The following is a 21642-nucleotide window of genomic DNA, read 5'->3' as shown; positions in this document are numbered from 1 at the left end:
TGCCATTACCGCTTTAAATTCATTGTCCTGCGTGCGTCATAAAAAATCTCGTTATCATAATCAGTTGCTATCTTTAGCGTCTCACCTTTTTTAAAGAATCGCGATTTGGCTATATGCAGCCTCATGGTGTCCTCCTTTCTTTCTGCTGCAGACTGGTTCAAACTTATCAGGTGGGTACACGGTCTTGATAGTCCCTTGGCTTCCGAGCAATTATATTCAGTTAATACATTATTCTCATCATTGAGCCATTCACGGTTTTCTATAGTAGCCTGGTAAGTGACTACCATCCAGACATTTTCATCTGCTGCAAGATCTTTCAGGTCATTCGCAACTGCGATCCTTTTGCTCCGTTCGTGTTCGGCGTCCCATTGACGACGGCTTGCGTCAGTCAGCAGGTCCATACTGTCCACTATCACGATATCGGGTGGTTGGTTGTTCAGCTTTCTATATTCGGCTATTGCATTCTTGACGTCTAAAGTAGATACGCGGCTGTTAAACCTGGGAAAAGTTCGTACGGTAATACTTCCTTTATAGTTTTCTATCTGGCGTTGGAACTCTGCCATTTCCTCATCTGTAATCCGTCCACGTTCAAAGTAAAAGCTGTTTTTGGAAATCAATCCTCCGCTATAGGCATCCAAAGCCTCCGCTTCAGAGCCTTCTAACTGAAGATGTAATACGTGAAGTCCGCTATCAATGCATGCACGGATACCCACGTGCTTGGCTATATGGGATTTTCCCACACCTGTCGATGCGAGAAAACAAGTCAGCTGTCCACGCAAACTACGCCCTCCATTCAGAGCGTCCAACTCGTGAACATAAAAACGGGTAACCGGAACCAGTGTAGAGTGTTGGCTTTCCAAATCTTTTTGCTTGTTCTTTTGGAACCGTTCGCCGAATGTTTTTCCTACGTCTACAAATGCAGAAGACTTTAGTGTAAATCCGGATAGCCAGTCAGCATATTCTCTAAGTTTTTCCTCTGCTTTTCCCTGTTTGCTCTGATTGTATAGTTTGCCTACTTCTGAATAAACAGCCTGTAATCTGACTCCCTTTATGTAAGATTCTAACATATCCAGAACCACTTCCTGGTTTTTCTCACCATCACATTCTCGAAATGTATCGATAAGTTCGATAGCGTCATAATCTCCATTGAACTGTTGTGACAGAACAGCGTATGAAGGTGGAGACTGGTAATTTCTGTAGTAGTTACCTATCCCTAGAAGTAGTTTCTGAAAGCTCTTGTCCGGCATGTATTCAGATTTTACATGCTGGACAAGTACATTACAAACTGCTTCGTAACGCATGGAGGTTGCAAAGAGTTCGTACAAAAAATCAACACTCAAAGGATTTATTCTTTCTGTTTTCATTTTTTCTTGTTAAATTCTTCTATTCTCAGTCGATATAGTTCCGGGTAATTGAGCCGGGTACGCTCCAAGCACACCTCCTTTTTTGTACATCTCTGACAGGAAGGTGAGAAAGGGTTCCATAGTAAAGTGGATGAAGCACATATATAGTACCCTATTGTAGTGGAAAGAGCACGCCTCTTGGTCGTTTCCTCATACTCCGGATTCACATACCTGAAAAGCGGATGTTGCTTTCTGTCTTTTATAAGTTCAAGCAGTTCTTTCCGGGACGTTCCGGTAGCATTAAGCCATTTATCCTCATAATACCGGTTACTTCTTCTGTTAGCCAGAAAACGTTCCACAGCTTTTTTCCCAAAAGAGTGGGGGACTTTCCATCTGTTTCTTAGATATGAATTGTCAAACCTGCTAATTGCATAGGCTTGGCAAGTACAATAATCAACAATCCTTTCTTCGCTGATCCCTTCGCTATACATTTCTCCCAATGTTTCCATGCAAGAACTAACAGCCCGGGTTGCAATACCCCCTTTGGGAAATGCGAATGCTGGCATGATAGAGTTCTGTATCAAAAAAGAGAATGCAGTAATAAAGGCTTTATTTCCGTTTTCCATCTCTTGTGAGTAATTCCCTCAACTGTTTTTTCGCAAGGAAAATCCTACTTTTAGTTGTCTCTACATTAGCACTTTTCAAGCTTCCCTTCTCGTGAAGAATCTTAGTTATTTCTTCCAGTTTATATCCGGCCAGTTGTAGTATCAATGCTTCACGGTATGTTGGTTTCAATGATTCCAATGTCGAAAGCACATCGTCTGAAAACAGTTCCCGGTAATTGTCTAAACTGATATGGTTGGCTGTCTGGTCATCTTCATCCAGTACGCTGTCAGCTATCTGGTCCAGATCGATAGCTCCCACATCGCCAGTCCGTTGGAAACGGTTACGTTTGTTCTCTATGCAGAATAAACAACGGGTGGCTACTGCATATATCCAGGTTTTGATAGAAAGCTGGGGGTTGTAGGAACTGACGTATTTATAGAAGTTGATCAGGACTTCATTGTAGTTATCCCGTATATTATCTTGATTTCCTGTATTTTTAATGCATATATGATAAATCAGGTTTCTGTAGGGATAAACATATTTATTGAATAAGGCTGTCCGTTTTTCTATGGATGCCTCGTCGGTCAAATAGTTACTGATTTCTGAGGATTTATCCATGATTGACCGGAGTTTACAGTTATTGAATAATCTGTTATGGTCAATTCATTGGAAGAAGGGAAGACTCTTGTATTCTTATTCATAATTAGTCTATATGGTATTTTCGTAAATAATAGTAATATATCAGACAGGCATCAGCTACATTGTTATCTGACGGCTCGAAATGGAAACGGCTGGCGCATGCGCACATCATTTGCGCCTTGTCTGCACGTCCGTTACCTGTTGCCCATTTTTTGAGCGTAGCAACATTCACGAATATGGGTTCCGGCAAATCAAGTTCGTCACAGACTTCACACAGAATTCCACGGAACTCGGATAGCTTTCGCATATCGCAAAAATGGTTGTTTACATTGACATCTTCCGCTACGATCTGCTTTATACTATATTGTTGGATGTAAGCTATCAATGTGTCTCTGAAATCTTTGTGTTGTTTGTTGTCATTTCTCCTTTTAGATTCTGTAAAATTCCATGTCCCATTACTGTGGATACTGTAATATCCGGTGTGTGTCGCAATGTCGAGTGCCAGAACTTGCTCTTTGCTTGGTTTGTTGTTAGTTGTCTCCATGTATGAATGATTGTCCATTGTGTTTGTTGATTATTAATGTGTGAGGGTAATTCTCTGCAATATTTCCGTGGCTGATGACCAGTGATGTTATCGCTACCCGGTTTAGTGCGAGGAAAATACAGGCTAGTCCGTTTTCATCGACAGCAGCCAGTATTTCATCAAGTATAAGAAGGTCCATGCCTTTGCCGTCTTCTGCACTGGAGTTAACGAGCTTGTTCATTGCCAGTATATTGGCGAGGTTGACCCGGGCTTTCTCTCCTTCACTGAATTTGTCGAAAGAACCGCAGTCGATCCCATTGCGCAACAAGCTGACAGATATTTTTTCACGGACTTTTCCTGACTTCAGAACGGTATAGCCACTGAATTTTACACGTATGTCACTGTCGATGTTTTCCAAAAATTCGTTGGTAACCTTGCTTAATGCCTCAATTTTGGTATTTGCCAGATAACTTTTGAATTGTAAAAATAGTTGGGCCTGTTCTTCAAATTTTTGCAGTCGTTTCTCAAATCCATTTTTTATGTTTAAGGCTTCTGAAGATTGCTTGCGATACTCTTTCAATGATTTCTTAAGAGAGAGTATTACATCGCTATCCGACATTCTATCCATATCACTCAACATTCCTTCCAACATGCTTATGGCATTATTGGCGGCTACTATATCTTGTTCCAAGTTATTTTTCTTTTTTTCTTTGATATGGTAAGAATCATCTATGCGTTCAAATGCTTCGTCAAATACTCTGCGTAGGATTGTACGGATGTCTTCCTGAATGAATGCGATGGCATCTGAAACCCTTTTCCGGTTAGCTTGGAGATTTTCACTCTTTTGTTTGGTCTGGTTTACCAATGTTTCCAAATCTGTCATCTGATCATTCCATTGTGTGTTTTGGCCTATCAATGCGCGTTTTTCACCTTTCAGATTCCCTTCAGCTCTTTCCATATCTTCTATGTCCTGATGGCAAGTATCCAATTCCCTGATAATGCTTTTGTTATGCAATTCATTTTCTTCAAGCTCCTTTCGTGCAGCGGGTATATCATAATCATCATCAGAAAGCAAAAACTCATACTGGCAGGCAGGGCAAGTGATAATCCCTGTCAGTTTCGCTTTGATGTTTTCAATGGCAGTTAATATGGTACGTCGTTCTTTCTTTAATAGTTCAGAATTTTCAGTGAGTTGTTCAATCCGGGTATTGAGTTCTTTCAGTTGCAGGTCATATTGTAGCACTTTCTCCGGGTACTTTTCACAGAAACCTTTAAACTCGTTTTGCAGTTTTGTATATGCAGCTTGTCGTTGCATTATCTCTGTTTCTGCTTTCTCTATTGCTTTGTTCCACTTGTTCAGGTTTTCTTCCTGTACCTTTATTTCATTCTTTTTCTGTAAGATAACTTCGTCCCATGAAGTAAGTGATTGCTCAATATGGGGCGTGAGCATACTTTTTAGTTTCATCAGGCATTCTTCCATTGGCAATTCGGAGTTTTCAAGTTCCTGAACCTGCTTGTCTGCAATCTCAAGTAGCGATACAGCCTGACGTACCAGTTCGATTTCTTCCCGTTTCTGACGAATGGCAGTACGTTTCTCGTTTATAGAATCATGTATGCCACGTATGTGTTCTGCTTTCGTCTGTTGTTTTTCTTCCAATAGTGATTCTTCCTTTTTGATTTGTTCCGTCAACAAACCGATACGTCCGTCAATACCAGCCAATGTCAGTTCGGCTTCCCTGAGCTTGCTCTCTACAGGCAGTTTGTCTTCTATCAGTTTTTCTATGGCCTTGTCTACGAGGATTGCGTTGGAAAAACGGTTAATGATTTCCTTTTTGTCCTTGTCGGAAGAAGACAGGAAATCCTGGTATTTGTGACGGGAAAGTATGAAGTTGTTGTACAATTCATCTTTGGTGATACCAAGCTTATTTAATATGTATTTATTATAGGCATCCACTGTAGGATGAACAGCTTCACCAGTATTTACGGAAACTCCATCGCGGAAGAGGCTGCATTCCACAACTGCCGGTCCCTTACGTGAAAGATGTCTTTCTATATAAAGCTCTTCGTTTGAAGTATCATTTTGTAGGTGCAAAGTAACCATACACTGTTCAGCCATATCATTGATAATCTCTTCATTCTTGATCCTGCGAAGAGGTGCTCCTGTAATTCCCAGCGCAACAGCTTCAACCAATGCGGATTTCCCTGAACCGTTTGATTTCTGTGAGTCGTTATCCATATTGTTGCCAAAAATCAATGTCGTCACGCCTTGGAACAGTTTATAATGAAGTTCTCTGAATGCACACAGGTTTTTAGCATGAATTGAAAGTAATTTCCACATAATCAATTGATTTTAGATAAATAAGCTAATCCGAATTCCATATCTTCTACTTCTTTTTCTTGACAAAATATTCCATAGTTGTCTTTAATCTTTTGATTATCGAACTTTTCAAACAAACTAGTCTCTGTTGTTTTCATTACATCCAAGTCTTCGGTAACCATTTCTATCTTGTTGGCTCCGGCGCTGATGAGTTTTTCCTTATCCAACCCTGATGCTTTGGCAGCCGTGGAATGGACACGCACTTTGACTCGGTAACGTCCGTCTTCCCTGATTTCTTCCAATCGGTCTGAAAGGTGGATATCCGCTTTCTCAATAGGTATATCAATGACCTGATAACGGATATTCACCTGGTTTTTTATAAACCGGGTCGATCCGTCTGCATAGAGTAGCGTATACCCTTTTTCTTCGTCTTCTCCAAAATTTCCTTGGCGGGAAGAGCCGATATAGAAAATATTATTATCTACTTTATTCCGGTTGTGATAATGTCCAACCAATACCTTGTCCCAACTGGAAAACATATTTGCAGGAAGCTCATCATCCGTGCTTCGTGATAGTCCTCCGCGAATCCCTTCGTGAATCATTAGAATCTTTTTGGAGTAGGGGAGTGCAAGTAGATAGGTTTCTAGCTCTTCCAGCTTTTTAATAAAGGAGCCGTTCTCCGGGAAATAAGAAATCATGCCTATTCCAAGATTTTCGGACAGGCGAACCTCACCCCATTCACTGATTACACGAACGTTCTCAAATGAATCGAATACATTGCAGTAACCGCGTAATGCTTCCTGGTTTACCTTGCAATGGTTACCGTTTATCATAACTACCTGAATTCCATACTTCCGGCATTTTTCAAGCACATCATGAATTGCCAGCAGGATATCCAGGCTTTGGGCTGATCTGCTGAGTACCAAATCACCCAAGAATAAAATAGTCTTGATATTCTGAGAAAGACAAAGTTCAATAGCTTCGTCCCAATTGATTAAAAAATCGCCGACCGTTTCTTTACCACAATGGCAGTCAGTTATAAGAAGAGCTATAGGGGTTGGATTATTACTTGTTTGATTGTTTTCTTCCATGTTCAAGAGGGAATGAATTACATTAATTTTCCATATAATTCATCTGGAAGGAACATACCCTTAAAAGGTACATTCCTTCAGAATCACTCAATTAAAACTAAAAAAGAATGAACATTTATTCCCTTCTGCGCCTTTCTCTGGTTGTTCTGGGTTTGGCTTCCTCTTCATTGCCTGTTTCTTCGGAGCCTTGTTCTTCGGAGCCTGTTTCTTGTACAACTTTAGTTTGGATATCTTTAGATGTTTTATCACCCCCTTGCATAGCTTCTTCAATCATATCCAATAGTTCTTGGTTGGAAGTGGAACGGGTGATGCGAACCGATAGGTGCTCCTGCTCTATAAATGCCCGAATGAGTCCCCGTAATTCTTGTCCTTCCTCTGTTTTATCCCCAAGCCCTTGTTCTTGCAGGTCTTCGAATTTATCAAACAGACTGTCAATAGAAACTGTACTGTTTTCTGCATTTTCCTTGGCATCCTTAGAGCGTTTGTCAAATGTGAACTCGCTAGTATCTTCTTTACTCAATTCTGAGGATAGTTTTTCGATAGCTTCTTTCATCTCTTCACTATCCATGATGTTCAGGTTGTACTTGTTGTCGCATTGCTTAAGAAATTCGACTGTAGCACCGAACTGGTAACGTGAATATCGGAAAATAATCTCCGGAATACGCGGAGTGTTTAATAAAGCAGTCAGTTCTTCTTTGCTCAGTGTATCCGTGTCTGCTTCATTGTCAATGCTGATCGCATATTCTGTCTTTGAGTTATTCTTCTTTTTCTCTATTTCTACCGGGTAAGCATTGGCGATAGAAGATATTGGACAAGGGTAAGACGAATTTTTGGCTAATTTTTTTTGCCAGAGTTTGAATTTCCTTTCATCCAGGTCCTTGAACTGTGAATGACTGAGTGTGAGCAACTGTATGCCTTTGGCACGTTCGTCGAGATCAAGGATATAAGTGGCATGGCCATATGAGAATTTAAGGCCGCCACCGAAGCTGCCACCGGCTATCTTTTCAGCCATTTTCTCATCCCCGTTGTCTTTTGCTTCACTAACGGCCATTCTCCGGTATGTATCAATTAAATCTACTGAATATCCGGCATCAGTTGTTCGTGGCACGGTTACGTAGGCATATTGCGCTTTGTTGCTTTTTGAGGGCTTTTCTAGTTCCAGTAGCATTTGATGAATGGGATATTCGTATCCGTTACGGTCTGTAGTGCCATCCGGATTAGGGGCAATAGGCAACACCCGCAAACGGTAAGTTCCCAATTTTTCCATCCGGAAAAATTCAGTCTTGGCAAAACCTTTGTTTTCTTCAGCAGCTCTGGCCTGGGCTGTTTCGTAGGATTCCTGTGATTTAAGGAACAGATCTTCAACAGACATACCGGCAAGTATGTCTTTTTCTTGCAAATTTTCGTCTTGCATAAATTTTTACGATAGTTAAATTGCCGAAACAATCTTACACAAAATGTCAGCGGGTTCGGTTTCACCGCAGAACTCAATTAACTATCTGGTGGAAGTTTGAGGATTGATGAGGAAAACGCCCTCACAAGCAGACAACTACCGAAATGTACCTGACGGACAGGTATCTCAATTGAATGGATTATGCTCTGGATTTTTCGAGCATGGCGACAAATATAAATGCTATTTTTGAATATGCCAAATAGCTCTGAATTTGTTTTCTTTTTTAAGTGTTAAGGTTCTGATAATCAAAGATGTGTTGAGACGTTTTTTAATAGTATTCTTAAACGATGGCTTGTGGATAGTTATTTCTTTAATAAAGTGCCGTTAGTTAGTTTAAACTTCACTAGACTTTTCTATCAAATAAATGCAAGAAAAGCAAATACAAGAAAAAGCATCTTATATCAGCTTTCTTAGCAATACATAACTAGCTTTGCACAGACTCGGGTTGCTTATTGTAAATACGCCTTATGTTTGGGTTATTTATCCATTTCATATATTTAATTTTTTTCCTGTTTTTCCGAATGTATTGTTCCAATTTTCTTTTGCGTATAGTTTCATAGTATGACTTTCTACTTGGCGTTAGCTTTTTCCCACGCTTACAATATAAGCCGGTTGTTTCATACTCAGATAAATAACGGCGAAACTTAGCTTTTTTAAAGGATGGATCACGTGACGCCTTGCAGACGAGCTTGATTAATTCACATGAGGGTGCTGGAAAGACACCGCCGGGAGTCAGGTTTATGATGACGTTAAAAACAACTGGTGCTTCGTGTTTAATCATGAATCCCAGCCGAGTTTCTTCAAACTGAAACCTTTTTAACGTGCCTTTAGGTCGTCCGTCTTTTTTTTGTCTTTTGTGTAGATTCGGTACTCCCGGATGGGTGATTCTCACATTTCTGCAAACCTTTGCTCTCGGCATATTGTTCCAAATTTAAAGATTTATCATTTATTGTAAATACGGTAGTATCCCTTGTCCGGGATATTTCCTGCCTGCTGTCCAGGTCATTTTGAATATTAACTTTCTTCATTTTTATTTATTTTAAACCATATATGTAAAGTTCATGTCTGTATCAACGTTATACCATCCACTTTCATAAATCACGATATTGCGGGTCCCCCCACGCAATATAAAGGATGTACCCCTATTATACTTGGCGTCATCATTCCAATCACAAAGAGTAGTTCTCATTCCATACGGAGGCGTTGAAATGCCATTTGGCAGGATTGCTACTGTTCCTCCCATGTTGCTGCCATCCCGGCGGGCTGTGTTAATCACCCCCTGGATGCATACAATGTTGCCTATTTGCCGGACGAAAAGCCTACGGGTATCTGTTCCGGAACCGGAATTTGCCATTTGTTTCCAGCCGGTATCTGCAATTTTGGTTTGATACTCTGGGGCATAGGCTGCACCAATATTCTGGCAGGCACTTTTCTTTGCGTCAGCATTTGGTAAAGAAAGGTCAGACAGCTTGCCATCCTTTTTCAAATAGTGTCCTGTAACATCCTCTTTTGACAGAACATTCAGTTTATCCCTGAGAACTTTTTGTGCGTCAGAAGAACTTTTTCCTTGACTGACTAAAAGGGTGATGTAATCCTGAAACAAGGAGTTTACCGATGCGTATTTCTTATCTGCTTCAGTTTTTGAGTACACATTTATGTTTGAAGCTATGCTGTTTTTTTCGGAGTCATTGTAACCTGTGAGTAAGCGTTCGGCCTTTTTAGCAAGTTCCTTCTTTACCTGGCTTGTCATGACGAAACCTTCTACTTCAGCATGGGATGTGCCTTCATCATCGACGTAAGCAAAAGAACCACCTTTTATAGTTTCCAGTTTTTGTTTCATTTCATCTGTAAAATTTGCACCGGTATATGCTGCGTCAGTGTTCAGCTTTCCCGCAAGAAGCTTGTCTATCTCGGTAACAGAATAAACACTCATGTTTTTACGGGCTACACCTTTGTCCGATAAATCAGAAAGATTGGATGATTTGGAAAGCTTCAACTCTCCGGTACCTTTTTTTTCTGCATTAATATTTAACCGGATTTGTGCCTGTTTCTCGTCTTTCAACTGCGCAGCTTGTTCTGCTGAAAGCCCATTTATTTCGTCAGCGGTTAATGACACCAATTCCAGTAGCTTTCCTTCTGTTTTAAGAAAGCGGTTATTCGATTCTGTTTTGGAAAAGACTTGAAGGTTTGTTCTCGCAATGGATTTATCATTCAGGTCACTCAGATTATAGCTAATATTCAGTTTCTTTTTTAATGCTTCTGTGATATTGGCGGTTGTGACATACCCTTCCTCACCGGAATCAATGTTACCTGATGTGATCGCATCCAGCTTTTTTTTGTATTCAGTAGTAAAATCCTCGCTTGAGAGCCCTTTACCGAGCACTATATCTACTTTCTTGGCCAGTGTATCTTTGAAGGTACCAGCAGAAACATAAAGCTTTGTAAGGCTAGTTCCCTTTACCTGCAAATCAGACTGTACATTGACAGAACCCGTACTATTGAGAATCAGATTTCCGATCATGTTACTGATAGAGAAATCAAAGTTATCCGTTCCGATATATCCTACTTCCGCAATATTTTCCTCAGAACTGTCTTTAAACCGGACTGAACCGGTAAGTTCAGAGTCTCCCTTCAGATATGAAGACGAAATCAGAGCTAATTGATTGTCTGCTGCTTTTACTGAAAAGTTTCCGGCGATATTGACCTTTCTCTCTTTACCAACCGTCTGGATAAGTGGTAAGGTGTTCTTTTTCCCATCGTAAACATTAAAATCCCGGAACTTGGTATTACCGTTTTTGTAACCTGCAACATTTATATTCACTGCCCCAGTATCTTTTTCATCATCATAATTAGCAATGGAGTTTTTATTGATGACTAGAGAACCCGTTTTGAGTGATGTACATGAAACTGACGGAACAAATATACCCGCAGTATCGATATAGGCAAGTTCTGTTCCCTGTTTTATAAAATGGATTGAGCCGTCTGTCTGAAGTAATATTTCATTAACCAGCAAACCGTTGTAATAGGCTCCCCAGGAAGCGTCACCATTCACCTTGACAATACCCTTGAATGAATAACTATTTGCTGGATTTACTACAGTCAATGCCGTTTGGGATTCTACTGTCTTATCAATGCCCAGCTTTCCTGTGATAACAAGGTCCTTTCGTATTGTTTGCTTGGAAAATGGTGTGTCAACCAGTACTGCGTATTTTCCGATGAACTTGTCTATAAACCGGGGAGCGTATTCTTTTCGTATCTCAATGAAATGAGGCAATTTACCTGTTAGTGTATCAGGAGTGTCCGGGACAATAGTTCCACCCAGGCATAAAAAATTGTTTCTGCCTTTCTTGTTCATTTCGTTGGCGTAAGTTACTGTGTCACTTAGATTCCGTTCATAGATATAATATGGAAATGAGGCGGTGGGGCAACCTTCAAAGTATCTTACTTTTCCGTTGAGCCATACATAACCGGATGCAATAGCGTTTCCTGACACTATACAGCCTGAAATAATGAAATCAGTGCATTCTGAAAAGATACTTGTCATGGACAAGGCCAGTTCTTGAAGATTAAGTATGTCATCGGCATATGTATATCTACCACCCGTTTCTGCTACGTATTCTTTCATTCTAAAGGTTTATTAGGTCTTATTTCTTGGTTATCAATCTTTATAAGATAAGTTTTACCAGCCGTCTTATAGGTATTTACTACATATGAAAGCATATAGACAAACTCTTGTTGTTCTATATGAATTGGCGGAACGACGATCATGAAACTAACTTTGTTTATTGCTTTTTCTTCCGTTAGATAGTAAAATTCCCTGGGACGTTCTATGTCCGGGGTAAAAGAGGCTATCTCTTCCATATTGTACCAGACTGTGAATGGACGTCCCGTTAACGAGTTCTCATGATATATATCTACACCGATAGAATGGCTTTCCTGAATAGTAATCCTTTCATCTTTAGCTGCTATATATTTTCCGAATTTGTGGTTTAGATACCATTCGAAATACATTATTTGACTTGTCATACGGGCTTCTATATGTTTTTCCTTTGCATATTCTATAAACCGCTCATTTAAAGTTTTTAACGGATACACAAGACTTTGGATAAATAATATATATCTTCTTCCCGTCAGGAAATGTGGAACCAGCTGATTCACCAGTCGGTCTGTGGGTAATTTATAACGCTTCATTCTACAAGTAGTTTGATTGCTTGTCTAAAGGCTGGTAAAGCACTTTCTTCCCCATTCCCGCTAGACTCCTTCAAAAATCCGGAAGAGGTCTTTACCATCCGGTAAATCTTCTTCAGTTCACCTATATGTCCGTCGCTATCATAGGTCGCAATAAAAATTCCCTGTTCCGGAATAGCCTTTTCATCAATATACACATCCGTCACATGTTCTGTACTGCGGATCGCTTCGATTATACGTGAAACATATACAGATGAATCGAACGGTGTATTCATAATATACAGCTTGAGTTTGTCTTCTATCTTGGTATATATTTCCGCTTCGGGAATCGCGCCATCATAAAACACGGTGACAATAGGTACAAGTACATCGCCTTCATAACTGACAACTTCAACCCGGGTACCTGCAAACTTAATCTTGTTTATATATGAATTGATAGGAACAAGTTCTTCTTTGGATATCGCTGTCAGGTTACCTTTTTCACCTGTTGCGATTTTAAGAATCAGTTTGCTGTCCAGATTATGGTCATCCACGCTTTCAGTGTAAGAAACCTGTGTGATCATCCGTTTTGTTTCATCTATATTGCTATATCCAAATGCTAATCCGTCTTCGCGTACGGATAATGTATCCCCCTTTTGGTATTGCAACAATGCATTTGTATAATAAACCGGAGTGCCGTTTATCCTGTTATTTATTGTGTTAGAAATGTCCACGGCGAAGACATCGAGTAATGTCTCAAAACTATGAATTATAGCAGCTACTACCCAGGTCAGACCGTTCATGATCGACAATTTTGAGTCACTGTTGAATTCGGTCAGTTCCATGCGTTTGTTTCTTTCTGCAATAGCCTCCGTATAAATGTCTTTTATCGTTCTGCTCATGGTTCTGTTGTGTAAATCTGGTCTTTAATCTGAAATTTCCAAAATCCTGCCGAATTCCATGCCTCTTCGTGAGTAATTATCCAGACAGCCTCCATACCGGAGGTTATGATATACCTGCCATTCTCATCTTTCCCGGGCTCTTCATAGCTCCCGGATGGTTGCATGGTGAGGATAATATTACAATTCCTTCGTCCTTCATAATGTCTTACCAGTGCAATCAGGTATTCATCCAGCTTTTGTTGCTTGATTGAGATTTTGCGTAAATCCAAATTCATCAGGCTTTTATGTCGGAGAAGAGGTAATAAATCAGAGGTTGTCAGTCCGGTTATATCCATTTCATAAGTGTTCTCTATAAGAGAAAGCCAGCTTATATTCATAGCAGCTTGTGTAAGAATGAATTTTTCTACACTAACCGGGCGGTTGCAATAGACTGATAAAGCTTGCATCGCACTGATATCCAGTTTCCGGAAGTGTACATCCTCACTATATATCCGTATCCTACGTTTATCAGAGATATTACTATCGAAAGAGTGGAAAATCCCCTTTTGTACATTTTCCAGAATCAAAACCTCTATGGATGTATTGTCTCCCCAGTCTATTTCTATTTTTCCTGTACCGGAGAAAACAATGCCTGCAGATGTTTTCTTATTATCCAAAATCAACTCCAGTATCTGAGGATAATCAGAGCTTTTGTAATAAACGTGTTGCTCGCCGGATGCCGGAATAGTCATATGTGACGTATTGTAAGCTACTATATCCCCATTGATAACATACTCATCTGTATATATCAGTTGAGCACCTGCCTGTAACTTGTCATCCAGTGATAATTCCGAATTATTAATCATCAGATCTACTATTCCTTCGATAGAGCCATGAATATGCATTGCTATATCATATAGATTTTGTCCGGTAGTAATTGTATAGTTACCCATTTTCTTTTTCTGTTACATCCAATACCAGTTCCCCAGTTTGGGAGTTCATGTATGCGTTATTAATTATCATCCCATCTGCTTCAAATTCTTGCAATAGCTTGGCTGACAGACCTGATGTTTCAAAATTTCCATGTAAGTAATTTATTAGTCCTACACCGGTTGTGGGGTATTGATACAAGCTACCGGTCAACGACTTAAGCAGAAATGTCTTGTTCTGGATCAATGACGGTTTAATAATGAAATCCGACTCTGCACCACTGTATAGATAAAGTTTCCCTTGACGTAACACCAGGGTAAAGATGCCATTACCGTTGAGCTTGCCGTATTCTGAAAGCCGTATGTCTCCTTCTTCTTGTCTGACAATGAACCAGTAACTGTTAGTGCTTCTATTCACAACGTATTGTCTGTTGTCATTCCCGGTGTCCAAAACAAACCTAACTTTTAAGAACTTGTATTCAGGAGTATAGGGAATGAATAGACGAACTTCATAACCATCTACATTCATGGATTCAAAATCAACGGGAACCATGATTTCACCATAACAATAGTGGTCATTATCCATCCCAAATAGTTCTCCCAAAGGCATGAAAGGGTATATGGTTTTGGAAGTCAGGTTATCCGTCAGGTTCACTTCTCCACTGGTCGCATCCATGTTTATGTCTTGTCGTGCCATAGCTGTTTAAAATTGAGGGGTGCCCCAATGCATCGGGAGCACCCCATGGGGAGAGTTAAGAAATATGAGTGAGTTCAAGAAAAGTATTATTCAGTTTTGCCATCCTGTATAGCATTGTAAATCTTTTCAACAACAGTCCACATATCATCCGGTAACTGTTCATCAGAGATTTTTTCGAAAGATTGTTTAAGGTAATTCATCTCTTCAGAAGTGAATTCAATCAAAAGGGGTACTTCTTTCTCAGTATCCCATTCGATACGTTTCGTCTCTTGGTTTTCCTTGAGCCCTACACATTCTCGTTCTTCGCTGGTAATTTCAATTTTGCGGAGAATCTCTTTCTTCGTATTGAACTGGCGGAAGTTACCTTCCTTTGGTAAAAGGGCCGGGATATACAGCCTGTCTTTGATGACTAATTCCATAAATCTTAATTTTGTTTTTCAAGAATAGAATATTCGTTTTCGATAAGTTTTATTTTTCTGCTTCCGTAGCGATATATTCTTTAATCTTAGTAACGAAAATATCAAAGTCACCAAAATATGGGGCCACTTTTACTTTAGATGCCAATGGAACGTTACAGTTTAGGCTGTCCTGTTCCAACCAAATGTTACCAATAAATGGATATTCACCGTTCTCTTCTGCTTCTAGTTTTAGGATTGTCATTTGAACTCGGTCGAGCTTTCCGTTTATGATTGTATACTCAATAGTATAGTTACCATTGGAGGTCATTTCAATGGCTGTTTTTGTTAGAATCGTGTTAGTTATATTCATGATAAATAGGTTTTGTAAGGAATAGCCAGACAACTATATAAAATGTTTAATACAGACTTACCATACATTCCTGCCCATAATTGTAAAGTCAAAAGGTGAGCCATCTCCCCCTCCTTTACTCCCCACATTTTGGATCACAAAATTGTTCGTGTTTCTTTCCAATAATCTGAAAAAGCCATAATATCTTTCATTTTGGCATCCTTGTGCTATAACTGTATAGTTGGTATGATTCAGGTTATGATAGAACCTATATTTTCCATTCCCCAAAAAATAACAGGATGTTACGGAGACCCCTTCTCCCCAAATTTTGCCGAAGCTTGTATTATCTCCGGCATTGAATTTGCATCCTATATATAGTACGCCCGGGACATTCCATTTTTCACTAATACGTTGTCCTAATAATACAGGACCATAACTTTCGATTGCAAATTTTGAGCCTGCATTGGCTACAATATATATGCCTCTGGCTCCTGCCGCATACGTTTGCAAATAGATGCCTGTACGGGCTGAATCTGCACGCAAGGAGAGAAGTGCACTGCTGGAGTTTATCGTCATGGAAGCATTGCCCATCAGCGATGAAAACATAATTGAAGAATCAGCTGCCGTATTTATTAGTTTGTTGCCACTAATTGTAAAGCCTGCTATTAATCCTGAATTGGCGGTGATGTTACCCTTAACTTCCACATTACCTTTTGAGTCCCATTTGATGTTCTTATTTGCTACATATCCGGAACCGTCATTGTCGAAAAGAATCTTGCCATAGCCGAAAGTTGCAGAACCATCCGCACGTAGTCCCCAAAAATCCTGTGTACCGTCGTCATTATATAAATATCCGCTGGAAGTAATGAATACCCGGTGCCCTCCGGCAGGAGCGCAGGCGTAGATAGAACCGGAGTTGATATTCCATCCCCCTATCTTTCCCGCTACTGCAGTTATCCCCGAACGGTCAAGTGTCGCCATTATATTATTTCCCGAGTCACGTAGCGAAATGCTTCCGTTATAACTGCTGCCACCTACCACTAAGGCGCTGTCGATAAGCATCTGACCTGCACGCACCGTTCCGGTATATATTCCGTTGGCATCAATGGTGGTGGTGTACCTCTCGCTGGAAGTCGTGTCAAACACGGTTGCATAAGCTACCTGCCAAATGATGGGGGCAGCCGAAGTTCCCTGTACACCGTCAAGATAAAAGAAGTTCGTGGAAGAAAAATTTGAAGTGCCGCACGTCACTTTGTACACATACTCTGCCCAATCACCTGTTCCTGCGTTGGGTGTTAGCCATTTGCTGCTGCCTGAAGTACCGATAGAGTTACTTGCCCATTGAATATTCCTTCCAACCGGTATTTTGGCTATAATTTTGGAAATAAAAACTTTCCGGTTGGAGCATGTCGTACCAAAAAAGAAGCCACCATTATCGGGTGAAGCAGTACCTGTGGTCTTAATCTCCAGTACCATTTTGCTGTCGTTAGGAGCACTGGATAACCCTGTCCGAGTAATTGTTACCGTACCGTTTCCACTATTATTATATACATTGATGCCGTTATTACCATTCCGGAATTCAGGGTCGCGATATATCATTTTCCCAAAAGCAGTTGCCAGAGCAAGCTCTTTGGCAGCATTGGCTTTTGCCGTCGCATCCGTAGCTGCTACACTGACAGCTTCCGTCTTTTTGGTATCCGCATAGTTTTTTGCGGAGTTTAAAGCATTTGTAGCTGCATTTGTCCAGTTCAGGGATACGGATGAGCCAAAGGTTACAGTTCCCGCTGCGTTCCAACTAATGTTTCCATTGGCGATTTGTCCCGACCCGTCGTTACCAAGTTTCCATTTCGTACCATTGGTGATAGAACCGTCACTTCCTAAATATACATTATTTTTGTATATCTGTGTGGGGTTAATCGTCCATCCGGCAATTTTGTTGTTTGAACCTAATTGAACAACGACTGTTCCTTTCGAATCTGTTGTGTAGAGTCCGAAATCTGTATTACTGTTATGGTAAATCTGTACCCTTTGTCCGCTTGTCGGACCTGATGAAGCACCATATACGACTACCCGTTTGTTTGCCTTGTCAAGAACAATTTGTCCTCCTGAGATGGAATTGCTGGTTATTGTCCAGCCACCGATTGATCCTTTTGTAAAGGCGCATGTTAATCCGTTGATATATCCGACATTTATGATATTGGCTTTAATACTCGTAGCATCCAGTTTCGTAGACGAGATGCTTCCCGCAGCTATCCTGTCAGCACTGAGCGTACCTGTGGTAATGCTACTTGCATTGATAGCAACCGCATTCACTTGGTTTGCTGTTAGTGTCCCCGTATAGATGCCCGTTGAACCGATGTAAGTGAGGGGGTGTGCTTTCAGGGTAGTATCGTTTCCTTGTGCCAGTCCAATAAAACGGTGGTAACGGATTTCTTCTTCCACAGCAGCCGTTAAGGTACGGGGTGCAGGAGCGTTCGCGGTACTTGTTCCGCTTTGGAAAATACGGTCCGAGTTATAAGCGATCTGGGGTGCGGGGGGAATGGGTGAAGGGCTGTACGTCGCACTCTCAATCGGCTGGTCGGAATACAGGTGGTAAACGGCTCCTCCATCGCCCCCGCCACGCAGGTAAACGGCGAACATACAGTAATTGCCGCAATAAGCGGCACCGGCAAACATACGTGAATAGACCTCCGACAGTTCATATATGTCCCATGAATAAGATGCACCGCCCCAACCTCCGAAGTTCACTTTCAATAACAGGCTCAGGCCACCTTTGTGTGTGGTACTTTTGTTATCCCAGTCAGTTGGCGCCTGTTCACTGTAGCCTCGGCGAATAAGGATATCCCTTTTTATCGTCTGGTCACCACCTTTGAAGACGATGGGATAATATTTACCCGATTCACCGTTCACTACGATTTTCTTGTAATATCGGTAACCGTAGTTCGTAGTTTTGGCACTTTCAATATCGTTCTTCCATTGCAGGGAAACGGATGTTCCGAAAGTCACTGCCCCCGCAGCGTTCCAGCTGATATTCCCATTGGCGATTTGCCCTGACCCGTCATTGCCGAGTTTCCATTTTGTACCATTATATATAGAGCCATCAGAGCCCAGATAAACGTTGTTCTTGAAAATCTGGTTCGCATTGATATTCCAACCGGCTATCGTTCCCTTGTTGAATGTGCATGTCAGGCCATTGACGGCGTTTGCCGTAACGACAGATGCCTGTATGCTTGCCACGTTTATTTCAGCCGCGGTGATCGTGCCGGCGGCAATCTTGGCGGCAGTAATCGCTTTGGAGCCTATCCTGTCCGCACTGAGTGTGCCTGTGGTAATGCTCCCGGCATTGATCGCAACCGCATTCACCTGTGAGGCAGTCAGCGTGCCCGTGTAGATTCCTGTACCGGAGATATGGGTCAGCTTGGGAAAGGAAGTTCCTCCCAAGGCTGTAATTGTCCCGTCGGCTTTGTCCGATACAGTCTTGATGCTACTGTCTGTATCTTCCGGTGCCGGGCTCCATCCCGTTGCTTTGGTGCCTTCCTCTATTTTAAAATCCTTTAGCCAATAATAGAGCCATCCCAGGTTTTCAATATCGAGGAAATGATAGACAGCATCCGTGTAATTACTTACATTGACCTTCAGTTCAAATTTCTTCCAAGAGGTTGTAAATTGTGCATTACCTGAGCAAGCGATGTCACACACATTAAAGTTGGGAGTACTTGTACCGTTGCTCTTTCCCAAAAAACTGACTACATAGGAGCCATTGCGGGTGATTATATTGTTAATCCTGATTGCACAGGTCAGGTCTTTTTTTCCAGTCAGTTTGAATCCATTCCGGGAGTCGGCGCTTTCTTCTTTCTGCACTGTCGGGGAGTTTATCAAGCTTGTGATGGAAGTACTCTTTTTATAGAAATTCCTACCACCGATTTGCAGGGCATTTACCTTGTTCGTAGCATCTGTGGCGGCAGAATTGATGGCTTCGGTTTTCTTGGTGTTCGCATACGACTTTGCAGCATCCAACGCATTACCTGCGGCGGCAGTGGCGGCATTGGTCCAGTTCAAAACAACAGAAGAACCGAAAGTAACATTCCCCGCCGCATCCCAACTGATGTTCCCACCTGCAACGGCACCCGCCCCAGTTGCATCTAGCCTCCATTTGAATCCTCTGATACCATTAGAACCAATACAGACCGAGCCTGCAGTTCCTGTATATGCTCCGGAGGAGTTATTTTTCGTTCCCCTGAAAATTGAGTCGGCATCCAGAGACCAGCCACCAATTTTTCCTTTAGTTACATTCAGCGTCAATGCCTCGATGTTACCTGCCGTTATCAGCGATGTTTTCAATGCCGCTACGTTGATACGCGCCGCATCGATGGTTCCGATTGTGATCTGGGAAGCATTGATACGGACGGCGTTCACTGTATTGGCAGAAAGCGTTCCCGTAAAGATGCCTGTGGAGCCTATATAGGTGAGCTTTGTTGCCCAGCCTTCCGTATTCGCCTTACTCGTGATGGCATCGGCAACCAGCTTGGCATCTGTGCCGGCTTTTTTGGCGGCAGCAACACTGCTGTCCACATCTTCGGGAGCGGGAATCCAGTCTGCCGTTTTACTGCCTTCCACTAACATAGGAAGAGCACACCAGTATGTCCCCACAGTTTGGAATCCGAAAAGGACCACTGCAGAGGTAGGGGTGATATTTTCAAGAACAACACGTTGCCATGAAGTAGTGATATTCACAGTTCTGATTCCGGAACCACCGATGCGTATTTTCATAACTGATGCAACCGAGCCTTTCACATACATCGAAAAGCTGGCAGGTGTACATATCTTGCCATTGATTACATTAAAATAAGTCCTTTGCGTGGCCGCGTTGGAATCCGTACACGCCGTGTTTTGTAATACCTTTAGCGTTCGGTAATTATTGTATAAAGTAGCAGTATCTATGGATACGGTAGTTCCATCAGCGGAAACTCCTGTCAGGTTTGACGTGAAAGCACTATTACGGATGTAATTGCGACCACCGATTTTGATTGCGTTTACCTTGTTGGCTGCGTCAGTAGCAGCAGCGGCAATCGCAGCGTTCTTTGCTGCATCCGCTTTCGTCTGTGCAGTGGATGCGGCGGAATTTATCACTTCTGTCTTGGTTGTATTAATGGCATTCACCCAGTTCATGGTAACGTCAGAACCAAATTCAATTTTTCCTGTAACAGAATTATACTTGATAAATTGATTATTACGCCCTAGTTGAACATTACCTGTACTATCAACAAAAAAAGTCTTATATCCATCTTTGAAACCACAAATACCATTAACCGTTTCCGTAATAATAGAACCTGATGCATTTAATGTGCTTAATGCAAAATGTCCTATGGCAATCCCCGTAAGAGTACCATTGGAATTTTTGGTACCGGCAAATAGCTTGGGAGTTATGACAGTACTAGTGTTTATGAGTGTCTTATTGGTATTCCATTCCTTAACCCAATCTAGCATATTGGCGTCAACACCTGCTGCTCCAGTATTGCCATTAGCTCCACTACGCGCTTTCGCGTAAGAAAATGATACACCAAAAGCCAGTCCATTTATTGTTATGGGGATATCTATAGTTCCACTTTCAGCTAAAGAGGTTCCAATGTTGAAGGTAATGGTGATAGTAGATCCGGATTTACTTAAAACACATCCGGCTATTGTTGGTAGAGTACCGATTACTGGAGTGACTACAGTTTTCCCTATAAGCGCAGAAATAATGGTAGATGTTTTTACTTCTGTATGTATCTTTCCATCTTTATCTGTTGATATGACACAACTTTGTCTGGATGACTTAATTGTATATCCATCATTACCATTTACTCCAGATTGCCCACTTCTGGATTTTGCCCATACAAACGATAAACTATATGTTATTCCTTTTATTATGACTGGAATCATAATAACTCCATTATCAGCTAGATTTGTTGTATTAGCTAATATGGAGAATGTTATACTCTTATAAGTATTGTTTACTGTTATTGAAGAAAAACCCGCAGGTTTTGTGATAACGCCAATTGTAAAATCAGTAAATTCCTTATTATCCAGCGTAGCTTTTACAAAAGAAGTAATAGTTACTGCATTCCGGATAGTGCCGTTTGCTTCTGATGTAAATACATAATTGTTGATTGATAAGGTCAATGTATATGAATCCTGAAGGGTGTTTATGGTAGCTTGTCCACGTGCCAATAATTTTTTTGCCATATAATTTCTTTGCCTCAGTAACTT

The 21642-nt window shown here is 41.2% G+C and carries 15 protein-coding genes; all 15 read right to left on the bottom strand.

The window, feature by feature from the left end; translation table 11 throughout:
- Positions 1-5: 5 nt before the first annotated feature.
- The gene (locus HMPREF9447_RS03560; RefSeq protein WP_009128153.1) at positions 6-1364 is read right to left on the bottom strand and encodes a DnaB-like helicase C-terminal domain-containing protein; all 1359 of its coding nucleotides are present in this window, start codon (positions 1362-1364) and stop codon (positions 6-8) included.
- The gene (locus tag HMPREF9447_RS03555) at positions 1361-1969 is read right to left on the bottom strand and encodes a hypothetical protein (protein ID WP_044137404.1); all 609 of its coding nucleotides are present in this window, start codon (positions 1967-1969) and stop codon (positions 1361-1363) included. The genes HMPREF9447_RS03560 and HMPREF9447_RS03555 overlap by 4 nt, the downstream gene beginning before the upstream one ends.
- Positions 1953-2567: an RNA polymerase sigma factor gene (locus tag HMPREF9447_RS03550; protein WP_009128150.1), complete on the bottom strand. Its 615-nt coding sequence runs from the start codon at positions 2565-2567 to the stop codon at positions 1953-1955. The genes HMPREF9447_RS03555 and HMPREF9447_RS03550 overlap by 17 nt, the downstream gene beginning before the upstream one ends.
- Before the next feature lie 85 nt (positions 2568-2652).
- Positions 2653-3150, bottom strand: coding sequence for a crossover junction endodeoxyribonuclease RuvC (locus HMPREF9447_RS03545; protein WP_009128148.1), 498 nt, complete (start codon positions 3148-3150; stop codon positions 2653-2655).
- Positions 3119-5449, bottom strand: coding sequence for a hypothetical protein (locus HMPREF9447_RS03540; RefSeq protein WP_009128146.1), 2331 nt, complete (start codon positions 5447-5449; stop codon positions 3119-3121). The genes HMPREF9447_RS03545 and HMPREF9447_RS03540 overlap by 32 nt, the downstream gene beginning before the upstream one ends.
- A gap of 2 nt (positions 5450-5451) precedes the next feature.
- A complete protein-coding gene (locus tag HMPREF9447_RS03535; protein ID WP_044137402.1) occupies positions 5452-6519 on the bottom strand; it encodes a metallophosphoesterase family protein in 1068 nt (355 codons plus the stop codon).
- Between the two features lie 115 nt (positions 6520-6634).
- On the bottom strand, positions 6635-7933 hold the full coding sequence (locus tag HMPREF9447_RS03530) for a hypothetical protein (protein ID WP_009128143.1): 1299 nt from the start codon (positions 7931-7933) through the stop codon (positions 6635-6637).
- A 1078-nt stretch (positions 7934-9011) separates the two neighbouring features.
- On the bottom strand, positions 9012-11597 hold the full coding sequence (locus HMPREF9447_RS03520) for a hypothetical protein (protein ID WP_009128141.1): 2586 nt from the start codon (positions 11595-11597) through the stop codon (positions 9012-9014).
- Positions 11594-12163 (bottom strand): hypothetical protein, encoded by a 570-nt coding sequence (locus HMPREF9447_RS03515; protein ID WP_009128140.1) that lies wholly within the window; start codon positions 12161-12163, stop codon positions 11594-11596. The genes HMPREF9447_RS03520 and HMPREF9447_RS03515 overlap by 4 nt, the downstream gene beginning before the upstream one ends.
- Positions 12160-13041, bottom strand: a complete 882-nt coding sequence (locus HMPREF9447_RS03510; protein ID WP_009128139.1) for a hypothetical protein — start codon at positions 13039-13041, stop codon at positions 12160-12162. The genes HMPREF9447_RS03515 and HMPREF9447_RS03510 overlap by 4 nt, the downstream gene beginning before the upstream one ends.
- Positions 13038-13973, bottom strand: coding sequence for a hypothetical protein (locus HMPREF9447_RS03505; RefSeq protein ID WP_009128138.1), 936 nt, complete (start codon positions 13971-13973; stop codon positions 13038-13040). The genes HMPREF9447_RS03510 and HMPREF9447_RS03505 overlap by 4 nt, the downstream gene beginning before the upstream one ends.
- Positions 13966-14646, bottom strand: a complete 681-nt coding sequence (locus tag HMPREF9447_RS03500) for a hypothetical protein (RefSeq protein ID WP_009128137.1) — start codon at positions 14644-14646, stop codon at positions 13966-13968. Before HMPREF9447_RS03500 ends, HMPREF9447_RS03505 begins: the two co-directional genes overlap by 8 nt.
- Before the next feature lie 86 nt (positions 14647-14732).
- Positions 14733-15065: a hypothetical protein gene (locus tag HMPREF9447_RS03495; protein ID WP_009128136.1), complete on the bottom strand. Its 333-nt coding sequence runs from the start codon at positions 15063-15065 to the stop codon at positions 14733-14735.
- 49 nt (positions 15066-15114) lie between these two features.
- Positions 15115-15414, bottom strand: coding sequence for a hypothetical protein (locus tag HMPREF9447_RS03490; protein ID WP_044137699.1), 300 nt, complete (start codon positions 15412-15414; stop codon positions 15115-15117).
- Between the two features lie 57 nt (positions 15415-15471).
- Entirely contained in the window at positions 15472-21618 is a 6147-nt protein-coding gene (locus tag HMPREF9447_RS28895; protein WP_009128134.1) for a beta strand repeat-containing protein, read from the bottom strand.
- Between the last annotated feature and the right edge of the window lie 24 nt (positions 21619-21642).

This window comes from Bacteroides oleiciplenus YIT 12058 (assembly GCF_000315485.1).
Classification (GTDB): domain Bacteria; phylum Bacteroidota; class Bacteroidia; order Bacteroidales; family Bacteroidaceae; genus Bacteroides; species Bacteroides oleiciplenus.
Note: the sequence above shows the minus strand (reverse complement) of the source record. Positions and strands in the feature narration are given on the sequence as shown.